Source organism: Herpetosiphon geysericola (assembly GCF_001306135.1).
In the GTDB taxonomy this organism is placed as follows: domain Bacteria; phylum Chloroflexota; class Chloroflexia; order Chloroflexales; family Herpetosiphonaceae; genus Herpetosiphon; species Herpetosiphon geysericola.
In genome coordinates, this window is sequence record NZ_LGKP01000008.1 from 80719 (window position 1) to 100770 (window position 20052).

A 20052-nucleotide genomic window follows, 5' to 3' on the forward strand; every position below is an offset into this window, starting at 1 on the left:
CGAACGGTATAAAGGAGACTGTATGCACCCATGGGCCAACGACGCACAAGCCTATCATATGTATCCCTTGGGGCTGTGTGGCGCACCAACCAACAACGATCAAACCAGCCAGCCAGTTGCGCGGCTAAATCAATTACATGGCTGGATTGAGCATCTGCAAAGCTTGGGCATCAATCTGCTGTATCTTGGGCCAGTCTTCGAATCCAGCGCCCACGGCTACGATACGATCGATTATTTCAGTGTCGATCGGCGGCTGGGCACGAACGCCGATCTGCAACAGCTAATTGCTGCTTTGCACGCTGCTGGCATTCGCGTACTGCTTGATGGAGTTTTTAATCATGTTGGCCGCGATTTTTGGGCCTTTCGCGATCTGCAAGCCCATGGCCACAATTCAGCCTATGCCGCTTGGTTTGCTGGCTTAGATTTCAACCAGCGCAGCCCTTATGGCGATGGCTTTAGCTATCAAGGCTGGCATGGTCACTACGATTTAGTTAAGTTGAATTTACATAATTCTAATGTGCGGACATATCTTTTTCAAGCAGTCAATGTGTGGGTTGAACAATTTGCGATTGATGGTTTGCGGCTTGATGCTGCCGATCAGATCGAGCATGGCTTTTTGGCCGAACTCGCAGGCCATTGCAAAAGCCTGCGCAGTGATTTTCTGCTGATTGGCGAAGTTGTGCATGGCGATTATCGTCAGTGGACGAATGCAGGCATGCTCGATAGCGTGACCAACTATGAAGCCTACAAGGGCCTCTATTCTAGCCTGAATGATTGCAACTATTTTGAAATTGCTTACAGCCTTAATCGCCAATTTGGCGCTGGCGGTATCTATCGGGCTACGCCGTTGTATAACTTTGTTGATAATCATGATGTCGATCGCATTGCTAGCACATTACATAATCATGCGCAGCTGTATCCATTGCATTTGTTGCTCTACACGATGCCTGGGCTTCCCTCGTTGTATTATGGCAGCGAATGGGCTTTGCTTGGCCAAAAAACTGCTAGCAGCGATCAGGCTTTGCGGCCTGCTTTGCCCCAACCAGCTTTGGTGCAGGCGAATCAACCTGATTTGGTAGCAGCAATTCGGCGCTTTAGCCAACTGCGCCACGACTATTCAGCGCTGCGCCATGGCGAATATGCCCAATTGTATGTGCAGGCTGAGCAACTGGTGTTTGTGCGCTGGACGAAGGAACAAACGCTTGTGGTGGCCTTGAATGCGGCTAGTACAGCCCAAAGTTGTCAATTTACGGTACCCTTTGGCGAAGGCAGTGTGCTTGAAGATCGCTTGAATGGAGGCGAAACGCGGGTGCTGCATGGGCAACTTCAGCTGGAGCTTGCCCCAACGTGGGGCCAAGTTTGGCAGTTAGTTAATTGATTGACTTATGCTCGTTTTCGTGGGCTTAAAAGCGTATAATCGCCTCACCCCAACCCCTCGCCAGCAATATCAGCGAGGGGCTTTTTGTCATGATTTTGGCCTAATTCCTTAACGTTCGAATCGTATGCTGCTTGGCTCATGCTGCTGGTGCTGGGGCTGCTGCAAGCTTAATCATCTTACTCGTAACGATTTTTCATGGCGCGCTCGATTTGACGTTTTGCATCGCGATCGGCGATAGAATTTCGCTTATCGTAGAGTTTTTTACCTTGGGCAACTCCAAGCTCAACTTTTGCCAAACGACCACGCATATAAATCTTGAGCGGCACTAAGGTCAAGCCTTTGGTTGCCAAAGTTTGGTGGAGCTTCAAAATTTGGCGGCGGTGTAAGAGTAGCTTGCGTGGGCGCATTGGCTCATGGTTAAACAACTCGCCAGTTTCTGCGTAGGGCGCAATATGGGCATCATAGAGCCAAATTTCGCCATTTTGCACCCGGGCATAGGAGCCACGCAATTGAACTTGACCGCGCCGAATTGACTTAATTTCAGTCCCGCGTAAGACAATTCCTGCTTCATAAGTATCTTGAATAAAATAATCATGGCGCGCTTTGCGATTATCACCCATGACTTCAATCGAATCTTTACTCTCTTTAGCCACGCTTCGTTCCTCCAAAAAACCAAATTGGGTAGGACAGTCTGCCCTACCCTAGAGCGATCTGTGAAAGTGGGTTATTTCTTTTTTTCGCTGGGCAAAAAGCGCGTCAAGTTGGTGCCACACTCTGGGCATTTGCCTTTGGCTGCGCGGCGCCCGTTTTCCATCTGAATCACTTCAGCATTGTCCACGGTGCGTTTTTGCTTACATTTGACACAGTATGCTTCAACCGTCATCGGTTGTACCTCCTAGCAACTAAGGAACGAATTGAGCGTTACTATATCACGAACGATGCCAGTACACTAGCCAAAAGGCATCCCTACTACGGGTGATTTAAGGCTTGTTTAGGCGCTAAAAAGCGTTGGGCAACGTCGCGGGCAGCTTCAGCGAAGCTACTAGTACTGCTAGCATACAAAACTGAGCGCGAAAGGTTGATAATAGCCTGCTCGCCAGCCGCCGCCAGGACTGCCCCAATATCGCCACCTTGGCTACCAACGCCGGGCACCAATAACGGCAATTCGGGGTAGCGCTGATGAATTGTGGCAATCTCGCTGGGATAGGTTGCGCCAACCACCAGCCCACAGTTTTGGTTGCCATTCCAGCGTTCAGCCACCAGCTCGGCAATTTTCAAAAATAACGGCTCGCCATTCGCCAAGGCCAAATTTTGCACATCATCGCCGCCAGGGTTCGAGGTGCGACATAAGATAAAACAGGTTTTATCGGCGCGCTCCAAAAATGGTTGTAATGAATCGTAGCCCATATACGGGCTAAGCGTAATTGCATCAACCCCAAGTTCGTCGAAGGCGGCGCTGGCATAGGCTTTGGCCGTCGAGCCAATATCGCCGCGTTTGGCATCGAGAATAATCGGCAGATGGCCTGGAATGCTGGCGATTGTTTGCTTTAGTGCTTGCCAGCCTGCGCTGCCCAAGGCCTCGTAGAAGGCAATATTTGGCTTATAGGCACACACAAGATCGCTGGTTGCTTCGATAATTGCCTGGTTGAATTGGACAATTCCTGCTGCGTCACGGGTCAGATGTTCCGGCAAACGAGCTAAATCGGGGTCAAGCCCAATACACAGGGTTGAACGATTGCTAGCCGCCGCTGCCCGGAATTTTTGCATAACCATGGGTTTGCTCCCACTAAATTGCTGCCCGTACCTTATGATACTCGGATTTTGCCAAAACCCCGCAACTTGGGAATAAACCGATCCCCAACCCCCAACAACCGATCCCCAATTACCTTATTGAACCCGCGCTGCTGGCAATGAGCAATAGAAGGTCGTGCCATGGTGTAATTGCGATTCAACCCACATTTTGCCGCCATGTTGGGCCATAATTGCTGCGCTAATGTATAAGCCTAAGCCTGAGCCGCTGGCGACCGTCGAGCCTTGGCCGCGGTAAAAGCGCTCGAAAATATAGCCCAGTTCATGGCTTGGAATGCCCATGCCATGATCGCTGACGCTGAGCACAACTGCTTGCTCTAGCTCACTTTCGCTGCTGATGCTGGCATTCGTGGGCATTGGCGCTTGATCTGCTGGCATAATTCGTAGCGTAATCGTGCCGCCATTCGGCGAATAACGAATCGCATTGATTAATAGATTGGTTAGCACTTGACGTAAGCGTTGTTGATCGGCGGCTAGCTCACAGTGATCAAGGTTGCTTTCAAATTTAATCGTATGTTGTTGCGATAAACCTTGGGCTGCTTCAACTTCATCTGCTGCCAATTGGACCAGATCGACGTTTTGCATAAACAGGCGAAAAGTGCCTTGCTCTAAGCGACTCACATCAACCATGTCTTCGATCAATTGCAATGCTTGCTGCGATTTGGTGGCAATCGTCGTGAAGGCCTTTTCGCTATAAGTTTGGTCGCCACGGCGAAGCTTGCGCATAGCCAGCTGAGTTGTGCCAATCACTGTTGTCAAGGCATTTTTAAGATCATGGGCCACTGAAGCGATAAAGTTACTGCGCTCATCCTCGCTGATGCGGCGGCGTTCGGCCTGCACAACCTCTTCGAGCAGGTTCTCGTTTTTCAAGGCATAGCCGAGGCGCACTCCAATAAAGTTGAGAAAATTCAAGGCATCGTCGTCAAACTGTGTATCTTCAAGGCTGGCAAGCACAATCACGCCCAGTCGTTCGTGGGTGTCGTGAATTGGGACAATCAGCACATGCTGCACACCAAGTTGCGCGAGTTCAGGCCAATTTTCAGCGGTTAATGCTAGACGTTGAACGTGGCCACTCTGATAGCACTCATGCAGCAAGGCATTACTGGCCAAGGGAATATGATCCAGCCCTTGCTCGCGAACTTGCAGCGCCAAGGGAGTTTCGCTCATGCCCAAGGTCACAAATTCTTCGGTTTCAGGGCTTGGAATATAAATTAAGGCCAAATCTGCATTGCCAATTTCGCACAATTGTTGGGCGATAGTATGGGCTAAATCACCTAGCGATGGTTGTTGGCTAATGCCCGAAATCGTGCGCAACAAGGCAATAAATTGCGAGCGCCGTTGATGACGCAGCCAAAACTGACCCCGTTCTAAAGCGAGGGCGGCCAAATCGGCCAAGACGGTCATAAAGCGCAACGACTCGCGGAGTGGCTCGTTGGGTGTTGGCTCGGTAAAAGCCGCCAAAGCGCCAACCGTATGCCCATTTAGCCGAATTGGTGCGCTAATCCAGCCGCGAGCCTCTGGTTTGAAGGCAAATTCAAGCGTGCGCCACAGCGGCAAGGCCTGAATTGGCTCTAAAGCTACAGCCCGCCCCATGGCAACAACCCGGGCTTCAGCACTGGTTGGGGCTAAAACGCGAGTTGGCAAATTGTTACTATTGGCTTTGAGCCAAAGCTGCTCAGCCTCGTATAACACAATATAACTATGCTGCAAATCGAGCAATAATTGACTATTTGTGATGATTAACTGCAAAATATCGTCGAGTTCCCAGCCTGCTTCAATCGCCGCGACTACTGAATCAAACTCATTCAACACACTACTCCTAGCCCACGTGCCAGCGGCAGGGGACAGCAGATTTCAAACATACAGATTATACGGACATAGGCCAAAAAATAGATTAACAATCTACTTGAGTCAGTGGTGATTAAGTTCTCCCTCGCTGATGGTTGGGTCGAGATAGATCGTCACATCGCTTTCGCCATGCGAGGTGTGCATATGATAGGGGAAGCCAGAGCGCCGAATCAGCCGCAGCATGGCCGTATTTTCAGCGAGTACCGAGGCTTTGAGATAGCGCAAGCCGCGGACTAACGCTACTTGAAATAAGAGATCGAGCATAAAACTGCCCACGCCATGGCCCTGCAAATCGTCGCGCACCAAGAGCGCAAATTCAGCTTGAATATGGTCTGCGCCTGCTAAGCGGGCCACGGCTACAATGTGCTCGTCGCCATCTTCGTTGAGCAAAGCAATTAGGGCATCTGCATGGTCGTGGTTGAGGGTTGCCAAGCGTGCCGATTCTTCAATTACCCGCTCGATTGGAATGTTGATCATAATTGTGGCAAAACGTAGTTCGAGGGTGCGCGGCGATAAACGCCCATACAATTCAACTAACAATTTGGCATCGTCAGGTGTAATATGGCGAATCGCTAAGTCAACTCCCAACTTGCTTGTCCAACGAACAAGTCCAGTCTGGGGGAATGGCGTTAATGCGGGCATGGTGGGTTCTTCAATTGTGTTGTTCAATCGTAGCATAATCGGCATTGGTTGGTGGGGTATGGGCAGCAATCATGGCTGCCATACCGAGGCAAAGGGCCGAGAACAAAAAGGGTGTTGCTGGCCAACGGCTAAATAAGCTTGCGCCCAAGGGTGCCGCCACGGTTGCGGTTAAAGCGCCAGCAATCCCATAGATTGCTAGGGCCGTTCCGCGTTGTTGTGGTATCACACTTTCTGCAAGTAGGGCTTCCAAAGCAGGAACATAACAGCTCCATGCCAAGGCTTCACAAGCCCATAAGATGGCGGTTATTGCCAGCTGTGGGCTGATGGGAAGTGCTAGGTAAATCAGCATACTTGCTCCAAGCCCAAGCCTCGCAGCCCGCCGATAGCCAATTCGATCAGCAACGCGCCCAAGGCGTGCAGGAAAAAGCGCATAAATAATGCCTGGCACAATATAGGCTACAGCCACCGCCGCTACACTTGCCCCGAAACGATAAGTCAATAACGGCACGGTCATTGGAATCGAGGCACTATATGCCGCGCTAATGCAGCTTTGGGCTAGCAAAAGGTTGCGGATGCTTGGCTGACCTAACACACTGCGCCATGGTGGTTCTATTGTACCGCGTTTTGGCACAAGCGCATGGGGCCATGAGCGTAGACTGAAGATTCCTGCCAAAACCACGCTGCTGCTAAAGACGCTATATAGGCCATGAAACAGGGCTGTGCGCGGAATTGGGGTGGGCAACTGGCTTACGATTGGATTGAGCCAGCTGAATTGGAGTAATTGCTGGCGCGTCTCCAAATCCCAACCAATAAAGCCAATTCCCGCAATAATTGAGCCGATAATCGTGGCAATCGAACTGGCCATGGTTAGCCTGCCATAGCCCGACCCCCGTTGGCCGGGGCTGGTTAGTTGGGCAATCAGCAAGCTTAAACAGATGGTCGAGCCTGCCCGACCCATGGCTAAAAGCGCTTGGCCAGGCAATAACCATGCGCTGCTCGGGGCAAAACTCCAAAGTGCAAAGCCGCTAGCCAACGCCAGCAAACTGACCCGCAACAACAGCCGAATGATCCCACGATCGGCGAGCCAACCTAAGCTTAGCCTAGCTAAAACGCCAAATGCAGCGCCCAAGCCAACCAAATTGCCAATAACTTGCGGCGAGCCACCCAAGGCTTGCACATACAAGGGCAGCAAAAAATCGCCAACGCCAACATGCAACGAGATGAGCAGTTTGATGATTAATGGCCAGCGTAAGGCCTGAGCAGGCTGCTGATTATGCGTGCTCATCAGGCTCAGACGCGGCGACTGGCTCGTCGGGCTGGAAGGCCCACCAAATTTGCATTGCCAAATACGATGTCGTAATTAACACTAGCCCGCTGCCAAGCGTAACCCCAATTACCAAGCTCCCAAGTTCTTCGATTGGCCATGGTGAAAACCAGGCAACCAAAAGGGTTAAGCCCAGCATCAAGCTCGGAATTACCAGCATTAAGCAGATTTGCCAAACAGGCCGCAAACGTTGCCACCAGCGCCAGCCCCCAAAAAAACCAATTATGATGAGCAGACATGCTGCAATTGCTGCTCCAATGCTAATTACAAACCAATTCACGCTGGCCTCGCTTAGGTTTGCTTCTGAGTTGTGGTGGAAATGCGCAAAAGCAAGCCAACAATCACAAAGTTCATCACAACCGACGAACCACCATAGGAGATAAACGGCAGGGTAATCCCGGTCAGGGGAATGACGCGCAAGTTACCACCAATAATAATTAATGCTTGCACTGCCAAAATCGTGGTCAGGCCAACCGCCAGCAATTGTTCAAAGCCGCGAAAACGGCCTGGAATAGATAAGGCGATGTGATAGCCACGATAAATCATCAGCACATACACAATCAAGATGCCAATTGTCCCCATCAGGCCTAACTCTTCGGCGATGCCAGTATAGGCAAAGTCGGTATGCACCGCTGGCACATAATAGGGCGCGCCCAAGCCAAGCCCACTGCCAGTGACCCCGCCCGCCGAAAGAGCATATTGGGATTGCACAATCTGATAGCCCAAACGCGCAGCATCCGACCAAGGATCAAGCCAAATCGCCACCCGCTCTTGGACTTTGCCAATGTATTGGTACATAACATATGAGCCAATCGCGAATGCGCCAAAACTTGCCCCAACATACCAGCCATTGCCCGTTGCCACATACAACATTGCGATGAAGATGCCGAACAACAACAAGGCAGCGCCCAAGTCGCTTTGCTTGACAATCAAGGCCATACACAAGGCCCAAATGCCGCCCATCGGCACTAGATAAGGCAATGGCGGCAGGGTTATGCGCCCAAGCCGATAGCCATGATTTACCACCTCGCGGTGTTCGATCAGATACGAGGCCAAAAACACCACTAAGATGATTTTTAGCAGCTCTGCTGGCTGAAACAAAAAGCCACCAGGCAAGCGAAACCACACTTTAACTCCGCTATTGTTGGGGTCAACGCCGATGATAAAGGTCAAGACCATCAAGCCAACGCCCAGCAGCATCCACGTCCAGCGGTGATTTTTGAGCCATTCCATCATGCCCGTTCGAAATAGCCGAATAAAGATCCAGCGATCCCAATCGACAAAGACCATGAGCACGAGCAAAATTACCCCAATGGTCACAAACGCCGATTGTTTGGCTGCAACGTCGCCATAAATGTCTTTATCGAGGGTTGGCGCAACCCGTGCCGTAAACAGCAAACCCAAGCCCGAAAGCACCGCTACCAAGGGCAGCAAAATTTGGTCGGCATTGGGGTTGCGATACGAAAGCCCAGCGCTGACCACCAAATACAGCAGCAGCGGCAACGACGATGGCCATAGCACGCTAAACAACGATTGCAACGAGCCAACATCGGCCTCTAAACGGCGTTGGCCTGTGGCAAACACCATCATGTAGCCAGCGGCAAACAATAGCAGCACGGTTATGAGCAGCTGAACTTCAACTAAGCGCACGCGCCGCAAGTTGCGCAGCATATCACGCACCATATCAGGCCCTCCAAATGCACCAAACTTGAGCTATTGTAGCACAGCCCTAGGCCATCATAACCCGATCGCGTCCGGTTTCTTTGGCAATGTAAAGCCCACGATCTGCCCGATCAAGCAGGCTGGCCACTGAGGTATCATCTTTGCTCAACCCAGTCACACCAATGCTGACCGTCAAGCGAATGTTGGCTTGTTCATGCTGAATCTGATGGCGACCAATGGCCAAGCGTAAACGCTCAGCGATGGTTACTGCTGCTGATAGATCGGTATCTGGCAGTAAAATTGCAAATTCCTCACCGCCATAGCGCCCAAGCAGATCGGTGGGTCGTAGGTTGGCACGGCAAATATCGGCCACCGTGCGCAAGACCAAATCACCAACCGAGTGTCCATAGCTGTCGTTGACCCGTTTGAAATGATCAACGTCGAGCATCATCGCTGCCAGTGGATGATCGCTGCTGCTCGTCAATACCCATTGGCGTTCTGCCAACTCAAAGAAATGGCGGCGGTTACTCACTTGAGTCAGCGAATCGGTAATTGCCAGCCGTTGGACTTGGCCAAATAATTGGGCATTGGCAATTGCGACTGCTGCCTGCGAGGCAAACGTCATCCCCAATTCTGCTTCGTGCTCGGAAATGGCGTTTGGCTCATCGCGATCGATTGCCATAAAGCCAATAATTTCGCCGCGTGCCAGCAATGGTAAGCCCAACCACGAGCGGGCTGGATGCTCGCCATAGCCTTTGAAGCGTGAATCTTTGGCTATATCATTGACAATCAAGGGCTGGCGAATCGTTGCTAGCTCAGTGAACAATGCATCAGCGCTGCTTAAAATTTTTGTGCCGCGTGCCCACAAGGTTGGGCTAGGGCTTTCAACTTGTTCAAATTTGAGATACTCGTCGTCGCAGAGGGCAATGCACGCGCCATAGTAGGGCAACAATGAATTGAGCTGATTCAAGACATATTTTAAAACATCGGCCAAATCGAGGGTTGCATTCAATACGGTTGAAAGTTGGCGTAAATGTTCAGCCAAGCGGCGTTGCTCGCGTTCAGCCCTAATATGCATTTCAAGCTGAGTTGTGCGCGATTTCTCCAAGCCAAGCGCAATATGGGTGGTTACTGCGCGCAGAATAATTTCATCTTCTTGCGAGAAAAAGCCCCATGCCAAACGATTATCAAGGTAGACCACGCCCAAAAATTGGCCATCGAGCATCAACGGCGCTGCCAAAACGCTGCGTAAATTGTGGGCCGTAACACTCTCGCTGCTGATTATCAAGCCATCATCGGCTCCGCTAACAATGACCGGTTTTTGGGTAATGCGCACTTGTTCAAGCACGGTTCGGCTGTAGCCTTGTAAGCCCTCGCTCAGCTGATTGCTGGCTGCATCACGCGCTGCCCGCAACTGCAACTCATCGTTTTCGAGCAAAAACAGAAAAGCCCGCTCAGCCCCTAAAATCCGAATCACCGAATCAAGCGCGGTTTGAGCTTGCTCAGCGAGATCGTAGCTTTGGGCCCAGGCCAAACTCACCGAAAGCAGCGCATCCAACAGGCGTTGCATGCGATTATCATCAGGTCGGAGGCCTTCTTCGCTGATGATGCTGGTCGTCGAATTCAGGCGCTCTGGATCGTCAAGTTGGAAGCTTTGGGCCACATGACGCATGCGCAAGACCCATTGATGATCAAAAGCAATTGTATAGGCGCGGCTGGCTTCGCGTTTGGCGGCTGCCATTTGTTGCTGCATGCTAAATAAATGGGCGCGAATTCGATGGGCCTCGTATAAAATCCATGGCGCATCGTGCAGATGGGCTAATTGTTCAGCTTGGCCTAAAAGGGTTAATGCTTGGGCAAAGCGTCCGTCGAAGCCATGGGCCGCTGCGACAATCACCAAGGCATGGCCGCGCAAAATTGGCGTTGTTGCAACGATTGAGGCTTGGCGGGCGGCAATTCGTAGGCGCCGTAAGGCAACCCGTTTGCGTTGCTGTAAAAATTGAGCAATCCGAATATAGCCTTGAATCATATAGACATAACGCGAATGAAATGGCATGAAGCGCGGGGTATTGCGCCGTTGGCGATTAAAATGGCGCAATAATTGGTCGTTTTGCTGGCCAGGATCGCCTTGCTCTAGGTTAACGATCATCTGCGAAGCATCAGCCAAATTTTGCCATGCCAACAACCATTGCTGGCGGCCTTTAATCTCGGGCACCGGGTAGCGTTGGGCTTCGGCGGTAAAGCCAAGGCTAATCAACAGCGGCGCAGCCCATAGTTTTAAAAACCAAGTTTGTTCATTTTGCTGATTATGTTGTTCGAAACGTTCAAAGGTTTCTTGCACCAATTGCCATGCTTCAAGCACATGGCCGCGCAAAAAGAGCAAGAGCACGCTATCCGCCACTGCATGGCCATAGGAGAGCGAATCGATTGTGGTGGAATGTTGCCGTAATGTTGAACGCAATAGACGTTCAGCCTGCACTTCAGCGCCAATAATATGGCTAATAAAGCCTTCGTACAAGCCAACCCGCGCTTGCAAAACTGGATCAGGGCTGGGCGTGTTGGCAATCGTTTTGGCCTTACTCAAGGCGCGTTTGGCGAGCCGATTTTGACCAGTCATCGCCCACATACTTGCATAATTGCTCAAGGCGCGCACTCGGGCTGGGCGGCTGCGCCCACGCCGTGCCCACAGCAACGAACGCAAAAACAAACTTACTAGCACCAACATTTGGCTATTGAGGTAGGCATACATCCCAACTGTATCGTAAATTTCCAGCAAAATGATGATTCGTTGCTGTTGCGAAGCTGAGCTTGGGCGAATCCATGCGAAGCTACTGCCAAGCAAACGAGCAAGCGAACGCCCAATATCGCCAACCAAGCCAGTCAACGAGCGCTGCAAGGGTGGCTCACCCAAGGCTTGAAAAGCCTGATCAAAATAGCGCCAGATCTCACGTGGCTGTTGTTGCCAAGCATAAATATGGGCAATTGCGGTCAGCAAGCGCGCGCGCTGATCGGAATCGTTGGTTTCTTCAAGCGCTGCTTGCAGGTGAATCAAGGCAGTTTGGTTTTGGCCTAAGCGCAGGCAAAGCTGGGCAAATTGGGCATGTTGCTGTGGCTGAAAGGTCAGTGCTTGGCCTTGGGCAATCTGATAGGCCTGTTCAAAAAAATGATAGGCCTCATCGTAGGCATATTTTTCGAGCGCTACCTGGCCTGCGTTGCTCAAAATAGTAAAGCCACGGGCCAAAAATGCTGGATCGTGGCTTTTGGCGCGGGCATAATGATAGGCCAATTGATACATGGCCTCTGGCTCAAGCTGCTCGTGATCAAGATTTTTGGCAATTTGGGCGTGCAACTGTTGTTGTTGCTCAGGTGCTATGCCTTCTAAAAACACCTGATAAATATTTTGATGGGCAAAATGATAATGGCCCGAAGCGCTGCGTTCGATCAGATGGCTGCGGCCGCCAATCGTCAAGGCCTCGTCGACCTCGCTAGCTTCGCCGTGCCATAGTTCAAGCAGGCTATTGCGTCGAAATTGAAAGCCCAGCACTGCCGCTAATTCGAGGATTGCCCGCACCTCAGGGCTAAGCTCGTCGATTCTGCCAAACACCAAGCGCACCACATGCGATGGCAGGGCCAGCTTGGTCAGGCTTTGATCATCAATCATCCAGCAACTATTGACCAAGCGCAACATGCCAGTATCCAACAAGGTTTGGATGTATTCGCGCAAGGCAAATGGACTGCCAACGCTGCGGGCCACAATTTCGTTGATAATCTGCTGATCGACGCTATAGCCGCCCAAATAGCTGGTAATAAATTGGGTTGCGGCCACATCGCTTAACGGCTGAAGCTGAATCAGTTGAATCGGAATTGGTTGATTGAGGGTCAGCCGTTCGTAGATTTGTTGGCCGTCGAGGCTGGCATTTAAGGAAATAATTAAACACAATGGAACTTGTTGAATTCGCCCAATAATCCTGCGCACTACATTAAAACTGGCATCGTCAATTGCTTGTAAATCGTCGATAAACCAAACCGCAGCTGGATGCACGCGCGTCATCCAGAGCAGCAAATTGGCCAGAATTGCATTAAAACGCTCATAATCAACGACGCCTTCTGGCTGTTTGGCTGAGGGCAAAATTGGCTGCAAATCGGGAAATGTGCGCACCATCAATGCTTGGTAGCCTTGCACCAATTGGCGGATTTGCTCCTCTGCATGGCGGCGCTGGCTTTCGGGCATTAATTCCAAATAGTGTAAATATTGCTCAAACGGGCTGCGCAACGCGCTATAGGGCAAGGCCGAATCTTTGACGCAGGTTGAGCCAAAGGTCAGGCCACCAAGCGAGCGTGCTCGATGCAGAATCTCGCGGCCTAATTGGCTTTTGCCCAAACCCATTGCGCCTTTGATAACAATCACGCTGCCATGGCCTTGGCGTGCGCTATTCCAGCCTTGGCGGAGCACTGCCAATTCTGCATCGCGGCCAATCAAATCGTTATCGTACAGCGCTCCAGTCCAGAGGTCGTCGGCGCCCAGCCGAATTGGCCGCCCAGCAGCGAGCATTAAATTTAAGCTATCAAGTTGATTAATATCCGAGAGCAAACCTTCGGCAGTTTGGTAGCGATCATCAGGATCTTTGGCCAATAAGCGGGCAATAATTTCGGCCAAAGCAGGCGAGACATGGCCCGCCAACGAACGCACATCAGGCGCTGGTACCAAGGCATGTTGGCGCATCAAATCGGCAATATTTGAGGAATTGAAGGGCGGCACGCCAACCAAGCATTCAAACAGCACAGAACCCAAGGCATATAAATCCGAGCGTGCATCGACCGTGCGTTTGAGGTAGCCAGTTTGTTCAGGCGAGCTATAGCGCAGGGTGCCTAAAACGTGGGTTTGTTCTGGGTCGAGGCTATTGTGAATCGCAAAGCCAAAATCAATTAATTTAACTTCGCCTGAGGGCTGAATCAACATATTGCGCGGCTGAATATCGCGATGGGTGATGCCTTGGCGATGAACTGCGGCCAAGGCGCTCGCCAAATCTTTGGCCAAGCGAATGACCATGCTTTCAGGCAATGGCCCAAGCTCTACCAAATCAAGCAAGGTTTGGCCTTGGACCAACTCCATGATGATATACGGCATCTCATTATAGTGATCAACCTCGATCACTTCGGGCAAGCTAGGATGCCGCACAAGGGCCAAAGCGCTCGCCTCGCGACGAAATGCAGCAGCAGCCATGGTTGGCGATTGGGTTCCATTTAGGCGCGGGATTTTTAGGGCATAGGTCTGGCCATCGCGCACACAGCGATAGACGGTGCTATGTAAGCCCCGTCCAATCTCACCCAAGATGCGGACCTTGGGAATTGCAGGTAATTCTGATGTTGATGGCCATGTTGATTGTGTCATATGGATTCGAGAATGCCAAACAGTGGATCACACCATGCCACAGCTACCTACCATTGTTCATTCGCATTGGCTGAGATGCAGTGTACCATGAAGCCCAATTAAATGAGGGTTCTTGATTGTTAAGCTGTGGCTAGCTGGCGATCATGCAACGCATAATCGCCAGCCAAAGCTCACTTAGGCTTGCAATTTTGCGATAATTGCATCGGCCATTTCGGCAGTCCCAACGGCGGTTGGGTCATTGCGATCATCTTTCAAGTCGTAGGTAACATCCTTGCCTTCAGCAATGATCGATGCTACCGCAGCATTGAGCCGATCAGCAGCTTCAGTTTCGCCCAAGTGGCGCAACATCAACTCACCAGAGAGAATCAAGGCCGTTGGATTGACTTTGTTGAGGTTTTTGTATTTTGGTGCTGAGCCGTGGGTTGCTTCGAAGACTGCACCATGTTCGCCGATGTTGCCGCCAGGCGCAACGCCTAAGCCGCCAACCATGCCAGCGCACAAATCGCTCAAAATATCGCCATACAAGTTTGGCAACACCAGCACATCGTAGAGTTCTGGTTTTTGCACCAACTGCATACACATATTATCGACAATCCGATCATCGAACTCGATATCAGGATAGTCTTTGGCAACTTCGCGGGCCACTTCCAAGAACAGCCCATCGCTGAACTTCATAATATTGGCTTTGTGGACTGCGGTCACTTTTTTGCGATTGTTGCTACGTGCATATTCAAAGGCAAAGCGCACAATCCGCTCTGAGCCTGGCACTGACATTGGCTTAATCGAGATCCCGCCTGGCTCTTTGATCAAGGCATTTGGGCGTTTTTGCAGCAGCCAGTTGCGCAATTCGGCAACTTCTTCCGTGCCGCGCTCAAACTCAATCCCTGCGTAGAGATCTTCGGTATTTTCGCGCACAACCACCAAATCGATATTCTCGAAGCGTGAGCGCACGCCAGGGTAGGAACGACATGGCCGCACACAGGCATAGAGGTCGAGTTCTTTGCGAATCGCCACATTGACTGAGCGGAACCCTGTGCCAACGGGGGTGGTAATCGGCGCTTTTAACGCCACTTTGGTTGAACGAATTGATTCGAGCACAGAATCGGGCAATGGAGTGCCTAGTTGCTCCATCACATCGACCCCTGCATCCTGAATATCCCAATCAAAAGCCACGCCTGTAGCTTCTAAGACCCGGCGTGTAGCTTCGGCAAGTTCTGGTCCTGTTCCGTCACCACGAATCAAGGTAACCCGATGAGCCATTGATTGATCCTTTCGATTCAAAAGCCCCTGCATTTTTACGGTCGAACCGTAGGAGCATTATAGCATCCTGCGGCCTGTAGCGACAAAAAAAGAGATGAGCAGTTGCTCATCTCTTGATAATCAGCCAAAAGTAGCTTATTTCTTCTTGAAGAAATCAAGTGGGTCTTGGCTAGCTGCGGCATCGTCGCGAGCGCTGCTGAACCAGGTTGCATCGAAGCTACTTGCGCTTCCTAACATGGTGACGTTTTTGCCTCGTTGGCGAAAGAAGGCATAGGCTATACGACCACTTTCACTCTCTGAATAGACCATGTACACCCCGGGAGTGGGGTTATCGCTGGCGGTAAAGTTGATGTTGGCATAATCAATCGATCCATTGCCATCAGCATATACCCCAACCGCATCCGAAATTTGCTCAAAATCAAGAGTAAAAATGGCAGCTGCCACAATTTCACCAGGCACAAAGCCACCAGCATAGAAACGATATTTTGTGCCTGGGCCACCCTCGCGTGGGTCGACCCGTGCATTCACATCATCGGGTAATTGGCCTTGCGTAACTTCAAAATAGCCAATCGCTGCATGTCCGCTTGACTTACCTTGAGCAGTAATCGCCCATTTGCCAAGTTCCATCCCAATGCTACTATAAAATGTTACCCCTGCTGAGGTTAATGAGCCATCAGCATCAGCATAGATGTTATTTGGTGCTGGAACGACTTGCCCACTTGGCGAGGTCGCCCAGTATGCTACTTCTTCGCCTGCTACAAAGCCAAAACCATTGTAGGCAAAATTAGTGCCTTCTGGTCCTGAGTTTGGATTAACCGTTGCATCTTTATTGCCAGGAGTGCCCGGATTGCTTGGTGGTGGCGAACCTGGCGGGCTGCCTGGTGGCAATGGAGCGGTCAGTTCACGTGGAGCCAAGCGGCGACCGAGATCGCTCACGACTACGCGTTGCCCAGCAGGATACTCTGGCCAGAACTCAAAGCGCGCCCGTTCAAAATATTGAACCGTATGCCATTTATTATCGGATGCAAGGATTTCATCCATCTCTTCGCTGATGGGGTAGCCAAATACACCTAAACCACCTTTGGTTTCCCAAATGGTTTTAAAGCCCCACATAACCATGTGGCTGGTTTCAGGGAAGTAGCGATGGTTTGCATCGTTGGGCTGCGGTGGAATTTGGGGAAACACCCGATTAACGGTTGCTTCACGGCCCAAAAGCCCCAACTCAATCGAGCCATTGCTGGCTATTTCAAAGCGTGCCCGTTCGAACCATTGAATGGTTTTGCCGCGGGCATCGCGATATTCTTCAGTAATGGGGTAACCAAAAATTTGCAAGCCACCGTTGGCTGCCCAGTAATCGCGGAAACCTCCACCAAGATAGTGACCGGTTTCAGGATAGTAGGTTGGCGGATCGGCAGCATTAGAGGCTTGGGGTCGGGCAACAATCAGAGTTAAAAGCATCATAACGATGATTAAACCCATGCTGCGCCGCACGGTCGAACGTGGGAGCATACCTCCTCCTTATGGATTAATTTAAAATGAGAATCCCTCCTGAGTATACCGATAGTTAGGGCTTTTGGCAAGTCTCGATTAGGTCTTTTACGGCTTGAATTGAGGATGAAACGTCGTTAAACCCTGAAGGCTCTGCGCATAAATCAGCGCTACTCAAATCTTGTATCATAGGCTTGTTGTACCAACTAGGAAGCGTCCAAACAGCCTAGTCTAGTTCCAAGGAGTTGCCATGACGGTCGATCTCGCTCCATTTCGCAGTCACTTTCCTTCATTAAGCCAAACTCACGCGGGGAAACCCTTGGTTTTTTTTGATAATCCTGGTGGAACGCAAGTGCCGCAACAGGTGATTGGCCAGATGACCGATTATTTGCGGCGCTCTGTCGCCAATACTCATGGTGCATTTTTGACCAGCCAGCGCACCGATGCAGTGATTGATGAATGTCACGCTGGGCTGGCGGCCTTGCTCGGTGGCGATCCCGATGAGATTGTGCTCGGGGCCAATATGACATCGCTGACCTTTGCATTGAGCCGTTCGTTGGCTCGCGAATGGCAGGCTGGCGATGAAATTATTCTGACTACGCTCGACCACGATGCGAATGTTACGCCATGGCTGCTTGCCGCCGAAGAGCGTGGCGTAACCGTGCATTTTGTTGATTTCAACCCTGATGATTGTACGTTGCTGATGAGCGATTTCGAGCGCTATCTCTCGCCGCGCACCAAGTTGGTAGCAGTTGGCTGGGCCTCGAATGCTTTTGGCACCATCAACGATGTGCAAACCATTGTGCAGCAAGCCCATGCGGTCGGTGCGTTATGTTTTGTCGATGCAGTCCAAAGTGTGCCGCATCTTCCATGCGATGTTAAAGCCTTGGATGCTGATTTTGTGGCATGTTCGGCCTATAAATTTTTTGGCCCGCATGTTGGCGTCCTCTGGGCCAAACGTGAACATTTAGAGCGCTTGTTTGCCTATAAAGTGCGGCCTGCACCCGAAACACTTCCCAGCCGTTGGGAAACTGGCACCCAGAATTTCGAAGGCCAAGCAGGCATCAACGGCGCTTTGGAATACCTCGGTGGCTTGGGCGTGGGCTATATGGAGCGCTACGATGCCCAATTGGGTGAGAGTTTTGGTCAGCGGGCAGTTTTGTTGGCGGCAATGCATGCAATTGCTGAAGCTGAACAGAGTCTTGGCCAATATCTGATTCAAGGCCTGCAAACCCTCAAAGGCGTGCAATTGTATGGGATTGTGCAACCAGAACGTGGCCATTTGCGCGTGCCAACTGTAGCTTTTCGCTTGGCTGGGTTTACGCCGCAGGCGATTGCCCAAACGCTCGGCAACGAGGGCATTTGTGTTTGGGACGGTCATTATTATGCCTTGCGCGCCGTTGAACGCTTGAAGTTGCTTGATCAAGGTGGCATGGTGCGGGTTGGCTTGGCCCACTACAACACTCGCGCTGAGATCGATCGCATGCTGACTGTGCTTGAAGCAATGTAAGTTTGGGCGCAATACAAAACCCCCGCTCAGCTTTTGCAATGAGCGGGGGTTTGCTGTTCAGCACTTAATTAAATGTGCTTGGTTTTGGTTTGTTCTTGTTGGGCTAATTGGCCGCGTACCGCAATCAATTCGCGGAAAGCGCGCAAAATAACCGAGAGTTTGGCGCCCGTTGGGTTGCCAGCCACCCGTGGGCGATGACCGTTAATTGCTACCTCTTCAAAACGAAAGCCTGCTCGTTTGGCGCGCACCAGAAACTCGGCGCTAAATGTTGCGCCGCGTGATTGCACTTGATCTTTGAGTGTATCGACCACATGGCGTTGCATCAATTTAAAGGCACAATCAATATCGCGCGCAGTATAGCCAAACAACAACGTGACCAAACGGCTCCAACCCCAGCCATTTAAGCGCCGCATCAGTGGGTCGCGTCGGGGCGAGCGATAGCCAACCACCAAATCTGCTTGATCAATTTTGGCCAACAATTTAGGCAACTCGCCAAGGTCAAATTGACGATCAGCATCGGTAAAAAAGACCAAATCGGTTTTGGCGCTGGTGAGGCCCGTCCAAACTGCTGCCCCATAGCCTTGGTTAACCGTATGATCGACCAAGCGGACATGAGGATAGCGGGCTTCTAATTCACGCACAACTGCCGCAGTATTATCGCGGCTGCCATCGTTAACCACAATCACTTCATATGTACGGCCAAGGCTTTCGAGGGTATTGACCACTTCCTCAACCATGGCTGGAATGTTTTCAGCTTCGTTATAGGCGGGTAAGGCCACCGTGATGCTTTTCACGTTGAGAACTCCCATTGTTCGCAGATAGGGTTAAGTGCAGCCCTCCACGCATGGGCTTGCAAGCGACTATTGTAGCATAAAGCCTTTTATTGCTTTAAAAGCGAACATGTGTGTTTACTTTTAGGATTTTTAACGGTATAGTTAAGTTTGGGTAACCGATAGTAGCTTTTGGGTGATTACCAAGGAGTAAAACCAATGTGTGGACGCTATTCGATCACTGCTGATGGTCAACAGGTTGCGATGCGTTTTGGGGTGCAAGTGGCGGGCGATTGGCAAGCGCACTACAATGCAGCGCCAAGCCAGAGTTTGCCAGTCATTCTCAATAGCGATCCCCAAAGCGTGCAATGGTTGCGTTGGGGGTTAGTGCCGCATTGGGCCAAAGATCCCAGCATTGGCAATAAAATGATTAATGCTCGTGCAGAAACCTTATTAGAAAAGCCTAGCTTTCGCGAGCCGTTGCGCAAACGGCGTTGTTTGGTGCTTGCCGATGGCTATTATGAATGGCAGGCAACCGCCAAGGGCAAACAACCAATGCGCTTTGTGCTCGACGACGGCCAACCATTTGCCATGGCCGGTTTGTGGGAAGAATGGCGCGGCGGCGAAACGCCTTTGGCAACGTTTAGCGTCATTACAACCTCGGCCAATGCGATGGCTGCCGCAGTTCACAATCGCATGCCAGTTATTCTGGCGCCCGAAACTGAGCGCGATTGGCTGAACCCCGAGATCGATGTTGCTGATTTGCTGCCACTGCTCACGCCATTCGCTGGCGAAAAAATGAGCGTCTATCCCGTTTCAACTCGGCTCAACTCGCCTAGCAACGACGACCCTAGCCTGATTGCCCGGGTCTGAATCATGGTCAGGGGATTTGCATAGGACTATAGTACGGGCTATACTAGCAGCGAGCGTAATAAGCGCGATGATTTAACTGGGCGTAGGAGTTGCTGT

At 51.1% G+C, this 20052-nt stretch carries 15 protein-coding genes; 3 read left to right on the forward strand and 12 right to left on the reverse strand.

The genetic code is table 11. The annotated features are described in order from the left end of the window. Nucleotides 1-22 precede the first annotated feature (22 nt). Nucleotides 23-1378 carry an alpha-amylase family glycosyl hydrolase gene (locus tag SE18_RS03960; protein WP_054533123.1) on the forward strand — a complete coding sequence of 452 codons (1356 nt, stop codon included), beginning with the start codon at nt 23-25 and terminating at the stop codon, nt 1376-1378. Nucleotides 1379-1554: 176 nt separating this feature from the next. Here SE18_RS03960 and smpB read toward each other — a convergent pair whose 3' ends face one another. From smpB to SE18_RS04015, 11 genes are all read right to left on the reverse strand, one after another. Continuing rightward, nucleotides 1555-2031: an SsrA-binding protein SmpB gene (gene smpB, locus SE18_RS03965; protein WP_083469706.1), complete on the reverse strand. Its 477-nt coding sequence runs from the start codon at nt 2029-2031 to the stop codon at nt 1555-1557. 71 nt (nt 2032-2102) lie between these two features. Then, entirely contained in the window at nt 2103-2261 is a 159-nt protein-coding gene (locus SE18_RS27695; RefSeq protein ID WP_041304264.1) for a DUF5679 domain-containing protein, read from the reverse strand. An 86-nt stretch (nt 2262-2347) separates the two neighbouring features. Then, complete coding sequence (gene pyrF, locus SE18_RS03975) at nt 2348-3151, reverse strand: orotidine-5'-phosphate decarboxylase (RefSeq protein WP_054533124.1); 804 nt, start codon at nt 3149-3151, stop codon at nt 2348-2350. A 114-nt stretch (nt 3152-3265) separates the two neighbouring features. Beyond that, nucleotides 3266-4999 (reverse strand): sensor histidine kinase, encoded by a 1734-nt coding sequence (locus SE18_RS03980; protein ID WP_054533125.1) that lies wholly within the window; start codon nt 4997-4999, stop codon nt 3266-3268. Between the two features lie 99 nt (nt 5000-5098). Further along, nucleotides 5099-5677 carry a GNAT family N-acetyltransferase gene (locus SE18_RS03985; protein ID WP_054533126.1) on the reverse strand — a complete coding sequence of 193 codons (579 nt, stop codon included), beginning with the start codon at nt 5675-5677 and terminating at the stop codon, nt 5099-5101. A 10-nt stretch (nt 5678-5687) separates the two neighbouring features. Beyond that, nucleotides 5688-6962 carry an MFS transporter gene (locus SE18_RS03990; RefSeq protein WP_054533127.1) on the reverse strand — a complete coding sequence of 425 codons (1275 nt, stop codon included), beginning with the start codon at nt 6960-6962 and terminating at the stop codon, nt 5688-5690. Beyond that, entirely contained in the window at nt 6949-7281 is a 333-nt protein-coding gene (locus SE18_RS03995) for a hypothetical protein (protein WP_054533128.1), read from the reverse strand. Before SE18_RS03995 ends, SE18_RS03990 begins: the two co-directional genes overlap by 14 nt. Before the next feature lie 11 nt (nt 7282-7292). Further along, a complete protein-coding gene (locus SE18_RS04000; protein WP_054533129.1) occupies nt 7293-8684 on the reverse strand; it encodes an FtsW/RodA/SpoVE family cell cycle protein in 1392 nt (463 codons plus the stop codon). A gap of 46 nt (nt 8685-8730) precedes the next feature. After that, nucleotides 8731-14055: a diguanylate cyclase gene (locus SE18_RS04005; protein ID WP_054533130.1), complete on the reverse strand. Its 5325-nt coding sequence runs from the start codon at nt 14053-14055 to the stop codon at nt 8731-8733. Nucleotides 14056-14229: 174 nt separating this feature from the next. Further along, nucleotides 14230-15315, reverse strand: coding sequence for an isocitrate/isopropylmalate dehydrogenase family protein (locus SE18_RS04010; protein ID WP_054533131.1), 1086 nt, complete (start codon nt 15313-15315; stop codon nt 14230-14232). A gap of 135 nt (nt 15316-15450) precedes the next feature. Continuing rightward, nucleotides 15451-16824, reverse strand: coding sequence for a hypothetical protein (locus tag SE18_RS04015; protein WP_054533132.1), 1374 nt, complete (start codon nt 16822-16824; stop codon nt 15451-15453). 229 nt (nt 16825-17053) lie between these two features. Between SE18_RS04015 and SE18_RS04020 the strand changes: the two genes are divergently transcribed. Continuing rightward, the gene (locus tag SE18_RS04020; RefSeq protein ID WP_054533133.1) at nt 17054-18313 is read left to right on the forward strand and encodes a cysteine desulfurase-like protein; all 1260 of its coding nucleotides are present in this window, start codon (nt 17054-17056) and stop codon (nt 18311-18313) included. 68 nt (nt 18314-18381) lie between these two features. Here SE18_RS04020 and SE18_RS04025 read toward each other — a convergent pair whose 3' ends face one another. After that, nucleotides 18382-19107, reverse strand: coding sequence for a glycosyltransferase family 2 protein (locus SE18_RS04025; RefSeq protein ID WP_054533134.1), 726 nt, complete (start codon nt 19105-19107; stop codon nt 18382-18384). Nucleotides 19108-19302: 195 nt separating this feature from the next. Here SE18_RS04025 and SE18_RS04030 point away from each other — a divergent pair, with 195 nt between their 5' ends. Then, nucleotides 19303-19956, forward strand: coding sequence for an SOS response-associated peptidase (locus tag SE18_RS04030; RefSeq protein ID WP_054533135.1), 654 nt, complete (start codon nt 19303-19305; stop codon nt 19954-19956). Nucleotides 19957-20052 lie beyond the last annotated feature (96 nt).

Excerpts from the sequence above, each read along its gene's own strand:
- SE18_RS03960 (WP_054533123.1), top strand. The coding sequence starts at position 23 with ATGCACCCATGGGCCAACGACGCACAAGCCTATCATATGTATCCCTTG.
- SE18_RS27695 (WP_041304264.1), bottom strand. The coding sequence starts at position 2,261 with ATGACGGTTGAAGCATACTGTGTCAAATGTAAGCAAAAACGCACCGTG.
- pyrF (WP_054533124.1), bottom strand. The coding sequence starts at position 3,151 with ATGGTTATGCAAAAATTCCGGGCAGCGGCGGCTAGCAATCGTTCAACC.
- SE18_RS03985 (WP_054533126.1), bottom strand. The coding sequence starts at position 5,677 with ATGCCCGCATTAACGCCATTCCCCCAGACTGGACTTGTTCGTTGGACA.
- SE18_RS03990 (WP_054533127.1), bottom strand. The coding sequence starts at position 6,962 with ATGAGCACGCATAATCAGCAGCCTGCTCAGGCCTTACGCTGGCCATTA.
- SE18_RS04000 (WP_054533129.1), bottom strand. The coding sequence starts at position 8,684 with ATGGTGCGTGATATGCTGCGCAACTTGCGGCGCGTGCGCTTAGTTGAA.
- SE18_RS04005 (WP_054533130.1), bottom strand. The coding sequence starts at position 14,055 with ATGACACAATCAACATGGCCATCAACATCAGAATTACCTGCAATTCCC.
- SE18_RS04010 (WP_054533131.1), bottom strand. The coding sequence starts at position 15,315 with ATGGCTCATCGGGTTACCTTGATTCGTGGTGACGGAACAGGACCAGAA.
- SE18_RS04015 (WP_054533132.1), bottom strand. The coding sequence starts at position 16,824 with ATGCTCCCACGTTCGACCGTGCGGCGCAGCATGGGTTTAATCATCGTT.
- SE18_RS04020 (WP_054533133.1), top strand. The coding sequence starts at position 17,054 with ATGACGGTCGATCTCGCTCCATTTCGCAGTCACTTTCCTTCATTAAGC.
- SE18_RS04030 (WP_054533135.1), top strand. The coding sequence starts at position 19,303 with ATGTGTGGACGCTATTCGATCACTGCTGATGGTCAACAGGTTGCGATG.